The sequence below is a fragment of the Snodgrassella sp. W8132 genome (assembly GCF_016100865.1).
Lineage (GTDB): Bacteria > Pseudomonadota > Gammaproteobacteria > Burkholderiales > Neisseriaceae > Snodgrassella > Snodgrassella alvi.
Genome location: NZ_JACFRQ010000001.1, coordinates 30,002 through 44,428 on the forward strand (window position 1 = coordinate 30,002; position 14,427 = coordinate 44,428).

Consider the following 14,427-nt stretch of genomic DNA (forward strand, 5'->3'; position numbering starts at 1 on the left):
ATTATTTTAAATATTACCAGAGCAATGAAATAAGTATTCGAAATTTCGGAATATCTTTTTTATTTTACAGTTTTTAAAACAATGTGTTGCTGTTTTTCAATAATATCGGCTTATGGTTGCCGGGATTGCTGTTCAAAGTAGTATCAGGCAAAAAGATAAAAAATAAATTTATCTGTTAAATACTGATATTAATTAAAGTTTGCGGATGATTATTGAAAACTTGTCAGGTGTATATTGTCTTAAAAAAAGAATTTTACTGATAGCAGCACAATTTTCAAAATGATAAATTGTGCTGCTTATTTTGAATTAAAGTTTGTTCAGAATTTAAACTGACTTGGTGCAGGTATTTCTAAGCTATGAAGAGCCGGTGCTACAGTTTCAAATAATACAGTTTCTCTAAGCTGATTATTCTGGCGTTCAAATAAAATAGCACGCATTACCGGTGCTTCACCGATAATAGCAACCATGCGCCCATCCTCTGCCAGCTGATCCAGTAATAAATCAGGTAGTTTGGGTAATGAACCGCCAACATAAATGGCACTGAACGGTGCGCCGGGGAGTTTATCCGCCAAGCCATCACAGGTTTTATAGCTGATATTGGTATAGTCCATATCGCTAAGTATTAACTGGGCACGCTGTTGTTGTTCAGCATCAATATCAACACTGATTACTTTACCGGCCATTTTTGCCAGTATGGCTGTAGCATAGCCGGAACCTGTGCCGATTTCTACTACGGTATCGGTCAGATTAAGTTTCAGTGCCTGAATCATTCTGGCTACGACTTTGGGTTCAAGCATTTTGCCACCGTTAGCCAGCCCGAGTGCCTGATCTGTGTAGGCTACTTCCTGCTGCTGAGGCAGGACAAAACGTTCACGCGGAATGTCGGACAGGACATCCAGTAAATCAAAATCTAATACGTCCCAAGGACGGATTTGCTGCTCAACCATGTTATAGCGGGCGGTATTGAAATCCATGTCTGCTCCGAAATGCTGATACCCGCCGGGCGGGTGGAATAGTAAGTGGTTTAGAAAGCAATATGCTCTGTTATTAGGCTATTGTATACGAATATAGTTTAAGTGAATTATAAAACTATTTACGGTGCGGCAGTAGGGTATTGGTTAATCAATTCTGCTGTTCAGATTACAGGTAGTCAGACAGAATCATATCTCATGCTTTTTATGGTATGGAAAAAATCATACGGCTATTTATTCAATACGATATAAGATGATTGTTTTTAATTTGTTTTTATCTGTTTTTTGGGGGCAGATAAGTAGATTTCCTTATGGCTGTTTTCTATTATTTTCTTTCTAATGGTCACAAAACTAATTAATAATTTTGATAAGGTTTTTCATAATATAAAATCAAAATTGCGCCGTTGAAACCCCACCCGCGCACTAAAAGTATAGGAATTTGTGCAAAATTGCAAATCCTATAAAACAAGCCATAGTAAAAGGGTTTGAGCTGTTTTTGATCTTGCGTTTTCGTGCAGTATAGCTGTGCATTAAAAAAAATTTGAAATTTACAAACTACAGCCATATATATAAAGATGGTAAGCAATTTCGCTTATCATAAATACAGTGGAGATTTTTATGAAAAAAGATAAGCCTGTTCCGTATGGTAGTAATGTCGCTGCTGGTAGTTATATGTGTGCTGATTGTAATTACATTCTTTCGGCTCAAAGTATAGAATCATTACCGCCATGCCCACAAATTAATGCTAAAGATAATGAAATCATACATACTATAAAAGGATGGTATATTTTATCTGGACAAGGGGATGCAGAAAACCATCCTTATCCAAATAAAAAATAAGTTTTATTAATATTAGATTTAAAAGGTAAATCTTTGTTTTTGTTTACCTTTTTTGATTTATCAATAACATACTCTTTTATCGGCACCAATAAATCACGAATCCAAAATAGTGTTACATCCTTATCTCTTTCTGTTAGATGCTCTGATTCAGTTACAACTCGCACAAGTAACTTTGCTCGTTCAACTCTTTTTGCATTCTCTAATTCCTTCATAGATAAATCACCTCAAAATTAATATTTAGCTTAATTTATCAAAAATAATTAGAAGATATAAAGAATAAATCTGGTCAACAGTATTATTTTGATGAAGTTAAGACAATATTTACCTTGGGTTAAATGTGTATAGTTGCAGTTAAACATGTGCTTAATTCTGAGTAATGACAAGGCACAAATGGTAATTTTCCGTTACAATGCCGCCATTTTAAAGCTGAAGCTAATTTATGGCATGAATAATAGCTTTCTGTCATAGCCATACGCTCAGGTTTGGCATGTTATTTGTCTTAAGGGAAAATATATGTGGCAGCAAAAGTGGGTAATAGGCAATTGGAAAATGAACGGCAGTAATGCAGCTAACCGCACGCTGCTGCAAGGATTGTTTCAACCTGTAAACGCGGCTGCGGCACAGGTATATTGTGGTATCGCCGCCCCGAATGTTTATCTTGCCGGTATCAGAGAATTTGCTGCCAATACAGCACTGGCTGTAGGCGCGGAAGATGTCAGCAGGTTTGCTGTAAATGGAGCTTTTACCGGTGAAGTAAGTGCACAGATGCTGGCTGATGTCGGAGCACAGTTTGTGCTGGTCGGGCATTCGGAGCGCAGACAGTATTTTCAGGAAGATAATACTATTCTGCTGGAAAAGATGCAGAACAGTATTGCAGCAGGATTACTGCCTATTTTGTGTGTCGGCGAAACACTTGCCGAACGGGAAGCCGGACAGGAAGAGCAGGTAGTAGCTGCACAGTTGTCTTTGCTGGCAGAGGCAGATCTGAGTGAAGTAGCGGTGGCATATGAGCCGGTATGGGCTATAGGGACGGGGAAAGTTCCGGTTACAGAACAGATTGCCGCCATGCATGAGTTAATTTACCGGCAAATCTTGTCTTTATGTGGTAAAGATGTTAAAATCCGCGTCCTTTATGGCGGTAGTGTCAATGCGGGCAACGCGGCTGAAATTCTGGCTGTGTCACATGTTGACGGTGCTTTGGTTGGCGGTGCCTCATTGCAGGCTGACAGTTTTGCCGCTATTATTCAGGCTGCATATGCGCCTGCTTGATAAAAGTTGATATCATGGAAGCATTTAAAACCCTTATTTTAATCGTGAATATTTTCGCGGCGCTGAGTGTTATTGTGCTGGTGCTGATGCAGCAGGGCAAAGGTGCTGATGCGGGCGCGGCATTTGGTTCCGGTAGTGCTCAGGGTGTTTTTGGTGCAGCCGGCAATGCAAATTTCCTCAGTCGCAGCACAGCAATTGCTGCTACTGTATTCTTTGTTACCTGTTTAGCTTTAGGCTATATTTCCACACACCGGCACAGCGGGCTGGATTTTAGTAATGTGAAACCGAAGCAACAGGTAGTAGTACCGGCAGCCACACCTGCCAGTGCGCCAGCCGTACCGGCAAAACCGGCACAAAAACCGCTGATACCGGAATAAACAGTTTTTACAGTTAATTGCCGACATGGTGAAATTGGTAGACACGCCATCTTGAGGGGGTGGTGACCTCAGGTCGTACGAGTTCGAGTCTCGTTGTCGGCACCATATAAAAATTAACAATTTATATTTTGTACATCGTATATACGAATGTGTGTTGCTAGTAAAAAGCATAATGAAATTATATTGTTGATTTTATTTAAATAATAGGGCAGCCTGTCTGGGCTGCCCTATTTGTTTATATTTATATCTGTATACCGTCTGATTCGTCCGGCCAGATAAACAGTCTGCTATATCAGAAGTGTTATATGGATTAAAAGATATAAATTATTGGAAAAATGAAGATGACAGATGCTGATCCTTTTGTGCATTTTGAAGACCTGGATAGTGAACTGACTCAGACTTTTATTCAGCAGGCAGATGCAGCTGCTCAAGCTGAGTTTGCATCGAGTGATGAATATACAGCGGTGCGTGATGATATTGTGACAATGTTGCAGGATGAGCAGCAAATTCCTTTTTGTCAGGAACACCGTGCACGTATGTATCATTTTTATCAGTCAGCGGAATTTCCGAAGGGTGTGTACAGGGTATGTTCTGCGGCCAGTTATCGTGCAGGCTTGCCTGAATGGGAAATTTTGTTTTCTGTAGCTGATTTTGATTCTCTGCTTAATGATGATGTGTACTTACAGGGAGTGGCTCATTATGTGCAGGCACCGGAACATGTATTAATCAGTCTGAGTGCAGGCGGATCTGATGCTGCGTATACAATTGAATTTAATCTGGCTGAGCGTAAAGTTGTCGAAGACGGTTTTCATTTTCCGCTCAGTAAAAGCATTATTAGCTGGCGTGATACTGAAAGCGTATGGGTATGTCCGGCCTGGGATGAGCGGCAGTTAACGCAGGCGGGTTATCCCAGACAAGTGTGGCTGATGCGCCGCGGACAATCTTTTGCAGAAGCACTACCGATACTGGAAATGGCCGCAGAAGGCATGATGGTTAATGCCTGGCGTTATCTGGATAGCCAGGGCGCACCGATTGATTTACTTGAAGCAGCAGAAGGGTTTTATCACAAACAGTATTATCAGGTGCTGGCTGATTTTAGTGTTAAGCCGCTGGGATTGCCGGATGATTGTGAATTGATGGGTTATCTGTACGGGCAATTGCTGGTGCAGTTACGCAGTAACTGGCAGCGGGCAAATAAATCCTATCCGGCAGGCAGTCTGGTGGCAGTGAAGTTGCACAAAGGTGAGCTTGGTGCGGCTGAGCTGATTTTTTTACCAACTGAAACTCAGGCTATTGAAAATATTGAAACTACACGACGGTTTGTGCTGGTGTCCATACTGGATAATGTGCATAGCCGTTTGCTGGCGTGGCATTTTGCAGATAGCCGCTGGCAGGAAATTACTTTGCCGAATTTGCCGGAAGGTGCACTGGAAATTACTGATCAGCCGTGGGGCGGTGATGTGGTGTATCTGGCTATCAGCAGTTTTCTTGAGCCTCTGACTTTATATACGCTGGATATACATCTGGGTGAGTTGTGTGTTATGCGCCGCCAGCCACGGCAATTTAATCCGCAAGGAATGCAGGTGCGGCAATTTAATGCAGTTGCAGCTGATGGCACATTTATTCCTTATTTTCATGTTGGTAAACAAATCGGTGAGGATACGCCAACGATTGTTTATGTGTATGGTGGTTTCGCTATGCCGCAACTGCCGTATTATCTGGGCAGTATTGGCAGGCACTGGCTGGCCAGAGGCTATGCTTTTGTGCTGGCAAATGTCCGTGGCGGAGGTGAATTCGGACCATTATGGCATCAGGCTGCTCAAGGGATTAATAAACATATCAGTGTTGGTGATTTGCTGGCTGTGCTGCATGATTTATATAAACATCATCGAGCTGTGGCAGCACATACAGCGATACAGGGCGGCAGTAATGGTGGTCTGGTAGTGGCATCTGCTTTCTGCCGTGAGCCGCAGAGTATGGGGGCAATGGTGTGCGAAGTGCCACTGACAGATATGTTGCGTTACCCTTATCTTTCAGCAGGTTCTTCGTGGATTGATGAATACGGAAATCCTGAGAATTCTCTGGAAAGACCAGCATTAAAGCTGCTTTCTCCTTATTATAATTTGGGTGATTTGCAACACTATCCGCCGGCATTGATTACTACTAACCGGCACGATGATCGTGTGCATCCGGCACATGCACTGAAATTCTATGCACGTCTGCGGCAGCTGAAGCAGCGGGTATGGCTGGCAGCACCTGATACTGGCGGGCATGCCGGTGGCGGAACACAGGAAAATACAGCAGCGGAGCTGGCTCTGATTATGAATTTTTTATATAAAACTATTGTTAATAATGATTCAATATAAATCATATTGCTTGTCGCAAAAAATCAGGCTGTGCTAATATGGCTGCCGCTTGCTGTTAAATTTGCACTTGGGTGATAAGTAAAAGTGCGGTGAAAATCACTGAAAACCACGGAAAAGACGGCAAAAAACAATTTAAATGGAAAACTCTATTTTTATTAGGTACAATAATATCAACAACTAAAAAAGTTGATTTATTCAATTAACCCTGTCCGCACTTACTGCCGGGCAAAGAAAAGAAAGATCAGTCAATGGATAATAATATCGAACAACGTGTGAAAAAGATTGTTGCAGAACAATTAGGCGTGAGTGAAGCTGAAGTAAAAAATGAATCTTCTTTCCAGGAAGATCTGGGTGCTGACTCACTGGACACCGTTGAATTGGTAATGGCTCTGGAAGAAGCTTTTGGTTGCGAAATTCCGGACGAAGAAGCTGAAAAAATTACTACCGTACAACAAGCTATCGACTTTGTTGGCGCTCACTTGAATTAATTCCGTGTAGTGTTGGTCAAATTCAAATTCCTCTGTCGAAATAAGGCGCACTTTTCGTCTGATTCGGTAGAGGTTTTTTTCTTACGAGCAAAATTATGAGTAAAAAAAGAGTAGTCATTACCGGCCTGGGTCAGGTATCTCCTGTGGGTAATGATGTAACCACAGCATGGCAAAATCTACTTGCAGGTAAAAGCGGCATTGGCACTATTACCCATTTTGATGCTTCGTCTTTAGTTTGCCAGATTGCCGGTGAAGTTAAGAATTTTGATGTAACTCAGTACATCAGCGCAAAAGAAGCACGCAGAATGGATTCGTTTATTCATTTTGGTGTAGCTGCTGCGATGCAGGCAATTGCAGATGCCGGACTGGATGACATACCGGGGCTGGATAAAACCCGGGTAGGGGTGAATATCGGTGCCGGTATCGGTGGATTACCTGCGATTGAAGCAACGGCACGGACTGTTGTGGAACATGGGGCACGTAAAATTAATCCGTTTTTCATTCCCAGTTCTCTGATTAATCTGATTTCCGGTCATGTTACTATTCTTAAAGGCTATCAGGGACCGAGCTATGGCATGGTTTCAGCCTGTACCACCGGTGCGCACAGTATTGGTGATTCAGCACGTCTGATTAAGTATGGTGATGCAGATATTATGATAGCCGGCGGGGCAGAGGCGGCTATTTGTGAGCTGGGTGTAGGTGGTTTTGCTGCAATGAAAGCATTATCAACCCGCAATGATGATCCGGCTACAGCATCCAGACCATGGGACAAACAGCGTGACGGCTTTGTGATGGGTGAAGGTGCCGGGGTAATGGTGCTGGAAGAGTATGAGCATGCACGTAAACGCGGTGCCAGAATCTATGCTGAACTGGTGGGTTTTGGTATGAGTTCAGATGCATATCATATTACTGCGCCCAATACTGAGGGGCCGGCACTGGGTGTGACACGTGCTCTGAAAGACGGTGGTTTAAACCCTGAAGATATTGATTATGTGAATGCTCACGGTACATCGACCCCGCTGGGTGATGTAAATGAAACCAATGCATTAAAACTGGCTTTGGGTGAGCATGCTAAAAAACTGGTTGTGAATTCAACTAAATCCATGACCGGCCATCTGCTGGGCGGTGCCGGCGGTGTGGAAGCGGTATATACAGTAATGGCTATTCATACCCAAAAATCTCCGCCAACAATCAATATCTTTGAACAGGATATTGAAGCGGGATGTGATCTGGATTATTGCGCCAATGAGGCGCGTGATTTGCCGATTCGTGCAGCTATTTCCAATTCGTTTGGTTTTGGTGGTACGAATGGTTCACTGGCGTTTAAACGCTTTGAGGATTAATCATTTTTAAATGTATTTTATGAGCACAGGTTGTCTGACAACAGGCAGCCTGTGTTTTTCTATTCATGCAGCTATGATTGAATTGAGCAGATTAATGCCCGAAGCGTTCTTTGTACACTGGTGCATGATGTGAATCAGCTGTATTCTGCTAATTGGGTACGGTATTTCAGGCAGCCTGAGTCTGAGTTTTTGGATACAATATGTTCCGTTAAAGCTGTTTGTGCCGGTAATGAATGAAATGCTGTATTTGTAAGTTGCCTGGCTTCTGAAAGTATTGAGAAATAGGGCAGTTATCTGCTGATAGTTTGTTAAAGGGAATATTTGACATGAATATTGGTGTGCTGGGAGCCGGAGCGTGGGGAACGGCTCTTGCCATTCACTTTTCTCTGCATGCACACAAGGTCTGGTTATGGACACACAATATCCGGCATGTGCGGCAATTACAGCAGGAGCGGGTAAACAAACGGTATTTGCCTGATTTTGTTCTGCCAGAAAATCTTTCTGCTGTTGATGCATTTGCTCCGGCAGATTTAATCATTATTGCCACACCGGTATCTGCTTTGCGGGAAAGTGCCCGGAAGCTGGTTGAGGCCGGTATGGGTAAAGTACCTGTTATTGCAGCCTGTAAAGGATTTGAACAGCAAACCGGCTTGTTACCGCAACAGGTACTGGCAGAGGTTATGCCCGGGAATAACTGCATCGGTGTGCTGTCCGGACCAAGTTTTGCACAGGAACTGGCCCAGCAGTTACCTTGTGCTGTTACGCTGGCATCGGAAAATTTTGCCTGGATTCAGTCTCTGGCGGCTGCACTGAATAATACTGTTTTGCGTTTATATGCGAATGCTGATGTGATCGGGGCGGCAGTAGGCGGGGCGGTAAAAAATGTCATGGCTATTGCAACGGGGATTGCAGATGGTCTGCACTACGGGATTAATGCCAGAGTGGCATTAATGACACGGGGTATGGCAGAAATATCGCGCCTGAATCATGCTCTGGGTGGTCAGGCAGCAACGTTAATGGGTTTGTCCGGTATGGGGGATTTAATTCTTACCTGTACGGGATCGCTGTCGCGTAATCGCCGGGTAGGTTTATTGCTGGCAGAGGGTAAATCACTGCCTGAAGCATTAACTGAACTTGGACATGTCGCCGAAGGTGTATATACTGTAGAAGAGGTTTGCAGGCAGGCGGATTCACTGGGGGTAGATATGCCGATTGCTAATATCCTGAAGCAACTGTTTCATGGCCGTACTGAAGTACAGGCAATGGCAGAAATTCTGATGGAAAGAGCGCCTAAAGCGGAATAATAATTATTTGTTATAACGAAAAAAACCGGATTAGCAGTACTGAGAAATCAGGTAATTCATGCTGCATTAATTAAGGACGGAAGCGGGTAGGGAATGGAAAATCAATTAGAACAACTGGAAGATAGTGTTAAGCGGCTGGTAATACAATTCAATTCTCTTTTGGCAGAAAAACATCAGCTGACTCAGCAGCTGGCAACTGCAAAAGAACAGTTACACAAACAAAATGAAGATTTTCAGTTAGAACGTGAACGGATACGTAGTCAGCATGAGAAGGAAAAATTTCATTTACAGGAAAGCATGCAAACTACTATTGACGGGCTGATTGCTGAAAAGAACCGCACTACTTCGGTAGTGAAAGCATCCAGTGATGAGCTGCTGCGGCTGCTGCAACGGCTACCTCAAATGCAGGAGGATTTAAATGGATGAAATTCAACAGGTTCGTGTGGAAATTCTTGGTCGTCCTTTTAATATAGGCACGCCCAGAAGTGAACACGAAACGTTGATGCAGGCAGTAAAAATGCTGAATGAAAAAATTACTGCTATTCAGAGTTCCGGAAGAATTGTTGAAACAGATAAAATTGTAATTATGGCTGCGCTCAATCTGGCTCACGATCTGCTCAAACTGACCGTGCACGGAAATTTGGCAATTGGCGATTATGAGCGTAAAATGCAGGATATGATACAGTTGTGTGAAAGTACACTCACACTTGTGGTAAAATAAAGTTTTCTTCCCCTGCGGTGTTCGTAAGGACATATATTCCTTTGAACCAATAATTCGCTTTTTTGGCGGTTGGGTAATGGTGGGCGTGAGCATTCCCTGTGAATGAACCCGAAGCCATTCGATACTGCCAGCCTTGTCCTCAAGGTTCAAGCGGATGGCGTCCAAACCGGCACCTGCGGGGGAAACTTTCATAAACAGGCTGTCTGATGATTCAGGCAGCCTGTTTTCATTAGCCGATTTGCCGTATGTATCGGTTAGCTGCGTAGCACTTGCTGAATTTCCAAGTTCTGGCGGCTCAGTTAAATGACAAAGGTTTTATGGGTAGTTTGGTGGCCGGATATATTTCTTTCAACTGTAGAAGTATGAATTAATGCTTTTTGGTCTGTATATTTATATTACTACCCGCTTTACTGCTGCTGAATAATCAACTAGCCAGTTTTTAACCCAGATTATTGCTGTTCACTTGAACAAATCAGGTAAAATTAACGCTGTAATAATGTGCTTGTGCACTGGCCGACACACTGGATGCTGTTATTTGTAATTTTCAGTATATTGCTTAGAAAGCTGAAAGTTCAGCCGGCCGGTTTTCTCTCTTTTTATTTCGGATAAACCAGATAATAATTGTTCTGGTATGAAAAGTACTATGTCCAAAAATTTTTCCTATGTTCCATTGCGTCTGCATACCGAATTTTCTATTGAAGACGGTATTGTACGGATAAAAGAGGCAGTTAAACGCGCCAGTACTTTGGGAATACCTGCATTAGGAATCAGCGACCTGATGAATGTATTTGGCATGGTGAAATTTTATAAGGCATGCCGTAATGCGGGAATCAAGCCGATTATGGCGGTAGATGTGCGTCTGGAGAATCCGGAACAGCCGGACAAGCCTTTTCGCCTGATGCTTGTGGTCAAAAATCATGCAGGTTATTTACGTCTGAATGAGTTACTGACAAATGCTTATGTGGGTGAAGACCGCAATCCGCATCAGGCAATAGTACGTCAGCAGTGGCTGGCAGAAGGAGACAATACTGGCTTAATCTGTTTATCCGGAGCACAGTATGGTGAAATTGGTCAGGCTTTACTGTCACAGAAACCTGAGCAGGCTGCACAAGCTTTAATTAAATACCGGCAATGGTTTGGTGATGGTTTTTATCTCGAAGTGCAGCGTTTACCTGAGCGGCCGGAATGGGAGGCAGTGGTAGCCGGTAGTGTGGCGCTGGCGGCTGAGCATCAGATAGCCGTGGTGGCAACCCATCCGGTACAGTTTATGGATACTGATGATTTTCAGGCACATGAAGCACGGGTTTGTATTGCCAGCGGATATGTACTGGCTGATAAACGTCGTCCGCATGATTTTGTACCCAGTCAGTATTTTGTTACGCCTGAAGAGATGGCGGCACGTTTTACCGACATACCTGAAGCTTTATCTAATACGGTGGCTATAGCTCAACGCTGTAATCTGACGCTGACACTGGGGAAAAACTATTTGCCGCTTTTTCCGACACCGGAAGGGATGACGCTGGACGATCTGCTGGTTCAGCTGAGTAATGAAGGATTACGTGAGCGCATGGCATTTCTGTATCCGGATGAAGCTGAACGGGCACAGAAAATGCCGGAATATCAGCAGAGACTGGATTATGAGCTGGGAATTATTATTCAGATGCAGTTTCCCGGTTATTTTCTGATTGTGCAGGACTTTATTAACTGGGCTAAGCAAAATGGCTGTCCGGTAGGTCCAGGACGTGGTTCCGGTGCCGGTTCGCTAGTGGCGTATTCATTGAAAATTACTGATTTGGATCCGTTGCGTTATAACCTGCTGTTCGAACGTTTTCTGAACCCGGAACGGGTATCAATGCCGGACTTCGATATTGACTTTTGTCAGGAAAACCGTGGTCGGGTTATTCAGTATGTACGCCATAAATATGGTGTGCCTGCGGTCAGTCAGATTGTTACTTTCGGTACGATGTCGTCGAAATCTGTGGTACGCGATGTCGGGCGTGTGCTGGATTTACCGTTTGGTTTGTGTGACCGTTTGTCCAAACTGATACCGGTTGAAGCAAATAAACCACTCAGTCTGACAAAAGCAATGGAAGCAGAACCGCAAATCCGGCAACTATTGCAGGAAGAAGAAGCTGAAGAGCTAATGACGCTGGCACTGAAACTGGAAGATCTGACGCGCGGTCTGGGTATGCACGCAGGCGGGGTGCTGATGGCTCCGGGAAAAATTGCCGATTTTTGCCCGATTTATCAGGCAAGCGGTGATGATGCGTCTCCGGTTTCGATGTTTGATAAGGATGATGTTGAGCAGATTGGTTTGGTGAAATTCGACTTTCTCGGACTGCGCAACTTAACCATCATCGAAATGACGCAAAAATTTATTCTGGAAACCACTGGTCAGAAGGTTGATGTTAATCATATTCCGCTGGACGATGCAGAGACGTATGCCAGTATTTTTGCCAGAGGTAATACAACAGCAGTATTCCAGTTTGAGTCGGTGGGTATGAAAAAGATGCTGGTGACAGCACGTCCGACCAAATTTGAAGAAATTATTGCGTTTGTGGCTCTGTATCGTCCGGGGCCGATGGATCTGATTCCGGATTTTATCCGGCGTATGCATGGTGAGGAAAAAGTAGAGTATCTGCATCCCAATCTTGAACCGGTATTAAATTCTACTTACGGGGTGATGGTTTATCAGGAACAGGTAATGCAGGCGGCACAGGTTTGCGGCGGCTATACACTGGGTGGTGCCGATTTGCTGCGTCGTGCCATGGGTAAGAAAAAAGTTGAGGAAATGGTGAAGCATCGTGCCATTTTTGAAGCTGGTGCTGCTGAAAAAGGCATAGATAAGCAAACGGCCAATGAAATTTTCAATTATATGGAAAAGTTTGCCGGCTATGGTTTCAATAAATCACATGCTGCGGCTTATGCTCTGGTGTCTTATCAGACTGCATGGCTCAAATGCCATTATCTGGCTGAGTATCTGGCCGGTACGATGTCCAGTGAATTGACTAACACGGATCAGCTGAAAATTTTTGTTGATGATGGTATTGAAAACGGGATTACTTTCCTGCCACCGAGTATTAATGAATCCTTTTACCGGTTTACTCCGAATAATAAAAAGCAGATTCGTTATGCACTTGGAGCAATTAAGGGAACTGGCGAAGGTGCTGTAGAGGCCATTGTTCGTGCGCGCGAAACAGGTGGCGCATTTACAGATTTATTCGATTTTTGTCAGCGAGTAGATCGCCAGCATCTGAATCGCCGTACGATTGAGGCTTTGGTGCGCGCCGGTGCCTTTGATGAATTGAATCCGAATCGGGCTCAGTTGCTGGCCAATATCGGTCTGGCGATGGAGAATGCTGAGCAGGTGGCTGCCAATGCGAATCAGGGTGGGCTGTTCGATATGGTTGAAGATGCTATAGAGCCTTTACAAATGGAAAAGGTGGCACCATGGTCACTGGCGGTAAAGCTGGCCGAAGAGAAGCAGGCAATGGGTTTTTATTTTTCCGGACATCCGTTTGAACCATATGCTGATAAAGTACGTGCACTGGTTAGCAGCAAACTGGCAACACTGAAACCGTCTAATAATAAACAGAAAGTAGCCGGTTTTGTTACCGGTGTCCGCTATATTATGGGAAAACGCGGCAAATTTGCTGTGGTGCAGCTTGAGGATGGTACCGCTAAACAGGAAGTTGTAGTAGCGGGGCAGGCGCTGGAAGAATACGGAGCCTGCCTGAAAGCTGATCAGGTATTGATTATGGAATGTAAGGTTGCTGTTGATGAATACAATGGCGGAGACGGATTACGTATCACTGCTGATGATGCATTCACGCTGGCACAAGCCAGCGCCCGCTATGCACGCAGTCTGCATTTACACATTACTGCAGATACTCCTGTCGGACAACTGGTCAGATTACTGGAGCCATATCGTGAACAGCAGGCCCATGTACCGCTGAAATTTTGCTGCCGGCATCAGCAGGCATATGGTGAATTGCGTGCGGATAGAAACTGGCTTATCAAGCCTGAGGCTACCTTATTTGATGAACTGTATACCTTGCTAGGCGATGAGGCGGTACAGGTGAGTTTCTGAGTGTAAACCGAAAAATTGAGCGTATTTATGTACGATAAGTACTCTCTTGTCTGAGTGTATGATAAAGATAATGATTTTAAATTTTATGTGTTATTGGTAAATGTTTAAGAACATCGGCGAAGCGCGGCCAGGTGTTCGGCCTGTATTCAGTATCTGTAAAATTTGAAATTATCGGTTTTTGCTTAAAATCATATTATTTTATTGCTGTGAATTAAGTGTGTTTATTATTAACACGCTGTATATCATAATTTTTACCGGAGTTTGGAATAACTGAATTTCAATCAGTCCGAGATTGCGGTTTATACTGAACTATGAAGCTGATTTTGTCTGCATCTGTTCTGAATGCATTACCACCCTTACCTCAGACAGATGCTGATTGGGCTGTCTATTTTTTATACTGTGCTAATGATACATTTTATTGCGGGATAACTAATCGGCCGTTAAAGCGCTGGCAGGCGCATTATGCGGGTAAGGGGGCAAGATATACACGCATGTATCCGCCACTTGAGATGCGTCTGATTTGCCGGAACATTACTAAAGCCGCTGCAGCACGATGTGAATATCGGCTGAAGCGGCTTAAATCTTCAGACAAGGCAGTTTTATGGCAATTGCTGGAAAATTATCTTCCTTAAAACTGAGTTTATATATCAGTTAAACT

General features: G+C 43.8%; 13 protein-coding genes, 1 tRNA gene and 1 other RNA gene. 13 read left to right on the plus strand and 2 right to left on the minus strand.

All coding sequences use genetic code 11. From position 1 onward, the window contains the following. Positions 1-317: 317 nt before the first annotated feature. Complete coding sequence (locus H3U82_RS00145) at positions 318-974, minus strand: protein-L-isoaspartate O-methyltransferase (protein WP_037393349.1); 657 nt, start codon at positions 972-974, stop codon at positions 318-320. 615 nt (positions 975-1,589) lie between these two features. Between H3U82_RS00145 and H3U82_RS00150 the strand changes: the two genes are divergently transcribed. After that, complete coding sequence (locus H3U82_RS00150; RefSeq protein ID WP_084585618.1) at positions 1,590-1,811, plus strand: hypothetical protein; 222 nt, start codon at positions 1,590-1,592, stop codon at positions 1,809-1,811. Here the strand turns inward: H3U82_RS00150 and H3U82_RS00155 are convergent. Next, on the minus strand, positions 1,793-2,023 hold the full coding sequence (locus tag H3U82_RS00155; RefSeq protein ID WP_084585619.1) for a hypothetical protein: 231 nt from the start codon (positions 2,021-2,023) through the stop codon (positions 1,793-1,795). The genes H3U82_RS00150 and H3U82_RS00155 overlap by 19 nt on opposite strands. Before the next feature lie 301 nt (positions 2,024-2,324). Between H3U82_RS00155 and tpiA the strand changes: the two genes are divergently transcribed. From tpiA to H3U82_RS00215, 12 genes are all read left to right on the plus strand, one after another. Next, on the plus strand, positions 2,325-3,080 hold the full coding sequence (tpiA, locus tag H3U82_RS00160; RefSeq protein ID WP_084585620.1) for a triose-phosphate isomerase: 756 nt from the start codon (positions 2,325-2,327) through the stop codon (positions 3,078-3,080). A gap of 14 nt (positions 3,081-3,094) precedes the next feature. Further along, positions 3,095-3,457 carry a preprotein translocase subunit SecG gene (secG, locus tag H3U82_RS00165; RefSeq protein ID WP_025331458.1) on the plus strand — a complete coding sequence of 121 codons (363 nt, stop codon included), beginning with the start codon at positions 3,095-3,097 and terminating at the stop codon, positions 3,455-3,457. Positions 3,458-3,476: 19 nt separating this feature from the next. Continuing rightward, positions 3,477-3,562, plus strand: a tRNA-Leu gene (locus H3U82_RS00170). 236 nt (positions 3,563-3,798) lie between these two features. Then, positions 3,799-5,823 carry a prolyl oligopeptidase family serine peptidase gene (locus H3U82_RS00175; protein WP_370524403.1) on the plus strand — a complete coding sequence of 675 codons (2,025 nt, stop codon included), beginning with the start codon at positions 3,799-3,801 and terminating at the stop codon, positions 5,821-5,823. A 248-nt stretch (positions 5,824-6,071) separates the two neighbouring features. Further along, on the plus strand, positions 6,072-6,311 hold the full coding sequence (gene acpP / locus H3U82_RS00180; protein ID WP_025331393.1) for an acyl carrier protein: 240 nt from the start codon (positions 6,072-6,074) through the stop codon (positions 6,309-6,311). Positions 6,312-6,406: 95 nt separating this feature from the next. Beyond that, positions 6,407-7,654: a beta-ketoacyl-ACP synthase II gene (fabF, locus tag H3U82_RS00185; RefSeq protein ID WP_025331392.1), complete on the plus strand. Its 1,248-nt coding sequence runs from the start codon at positions 6,407-6,409 to the stop codon at positions 7,652-7,654. Positions 7,655-7,980: 326 nt separating this feature from the next. After that, positions 7,981-8,958 carry an NAD(P)H-dependent glycerol-3-phosphate dehydrogenase gene (locus H3U82_RS00190; protein WP_198208696.1) on the plus strand — a complete coding sequence of 326 codons (978 nt, stop codon included), beginning with the start codon at positions 7,981-7,983 and terminating at the stop codon, positions 8,956-8,958. Positions 8,959-9,051: 93 nt separating this feature from the next. Further along, complete coding sequence (locus tag H3U82_RS00195; RefSeq protein ID WP_037393362.1) at positions 9,052-9,384, plus strand: hypothetical protein; 333 nt, start codon at positions 9,052-9,054, stop codon at positions 9,382-9,384. Further along, entirely contained in the window at positions 9,377-9,679 is a 303-nt protein-coding gene (locus tag H3U82_RS00200) for a cell division protein ZapA (protein ID WP_025331389.1), read from the plus strand. The genes H3U82_RS00195 and H3U82_RS00200 overlap by 8 nt, the downstream gene beginning before the upstream one ends. A 6-nt stretch (positions 9,680-9,685) precedes the next feature. Next, a non-coding RNA gene (ssrS, locus tag H3U82_RS00205) (6S RNA) lies at positions 9,686-9,865 on the plus strand. A 457-nt stretch (positions 9,866-10,322) separates the two neighbouring features. After that, complete coding sequence (dnaE, locus tag H3U82_RS00210; protein ID WP_198208697.1) at positions 10,323-13,769, plus strand: DNA polymerase III subunit alpha; 3,447 nt, start codon at positions 10,323-10,325, stop codon at positions 13,767-13,769. A 311-nt stretch (positions 13,770-14,080) separates the two neighbouring features. Continuing rightward, a complete protein-coding gene (locus tag H3U82_RS00215) occupies positions 14,081-14,401 on the plus strand; it encodes a GIY-YIG nuclease family protein (protein ID WP_078475390.1) in 321 nt (106 codons plus the stop codon). Positions 14,402-14,427: the final 26 nt, after the last annotated feature.

Excerpts from the sequence above, each read along its gene's own strand:
- H3U82_RS00215 (WP_078475390.1), top strand. The coding sequence starts at position 14,081 with ATGAAGCTGATTTTGTCTGCATCTGTTCTGAATGCATTACCACCCTTA.
- H3U82_RS00150 (WP_084585618.1), top strand. The coding sequence starts at position 1,590 with ATGAAAAAAGATAAGCCTGTTCCGTATGGTAGTAATGTCGCTGCTGGT.
- H3U82_RS00200 (WP_025331389.1), top strand. The coding sequence starts at position 9,377 with ATGGATGAAATTCAACAGGTTCGTGTGGAAATTCTTGGTCGTCCTTTT.
- H3U82_RS00155 (WP_084585619.1), bottom strand. The coding sequence starts at position 2,023 with ATGAAGGAATTAGAGAATGCAAAAAGAGTTGAACGAGCAAAGTTACTT.
- H3U82_RS00175 (WP_370524403.1), top strand. The coding sequence starts at position 3,799 with ATGACAGATGCTGATCCTTTTGTGCATTTTGAAGACCTGGATAGTGAA.
- secG (WP_025331458.1), top strand. The coding sequence starts at position 3,095 with ATGGAAGCATTTAAAACCCTTATTTTAATCGTGAATATTTTCGCGGCG.
- acpP (WP_025331393.1), top strand. The coding sequence starts at position 6,072 with ATGGATAATAATATCGAACAACGTGTGAAAAAGATTGTTGCAGAACAA.
- fabF (WP_025331392.1), top strand. The coding sequence starts at position 6,407 with ATGAGTAAAAAAAGAGTAGTCATTACCGGCCTGGGTCAGGTATCTCCT.
- dnaE (WP_198208697.1), top strand. The coding sequence starts at position 10,323 with ATGTCCAAAAATTTTTCCTATGTTCCATTGCGTCTGCATACCGAATTT.
- H3U82_RS00145 (WP_037393349.1), bottom strand. The coding sequence starts at position 974 with ATGGATTTCAATACCGCCCGCTATAACATGGTTGAGCAGCAAATCCGT.
- tpiA (WP_084585620.1), top strand. The coding sequence starts at position 2,325 with ATGTGGCAGCAAAAGTGGGTAATAGGCAATTGGAAAATGAACGGCAGT.
- H3U82_RS00195 (WP_037393362.1), top strand. The coding sequence starts at position 9,052 with ATGGAAAATCAATTAGAACAACTGGAAGATAGTGTTAAGCGGCTGGTA.
- H3U82_RS00190 (WP_198208696.1), top strand. The coding sequence starts at position 7,981 with ATGAATATTGGTGTGCTGGGAGCCGGAGCGTGGGGAACGGCTCTTGCC.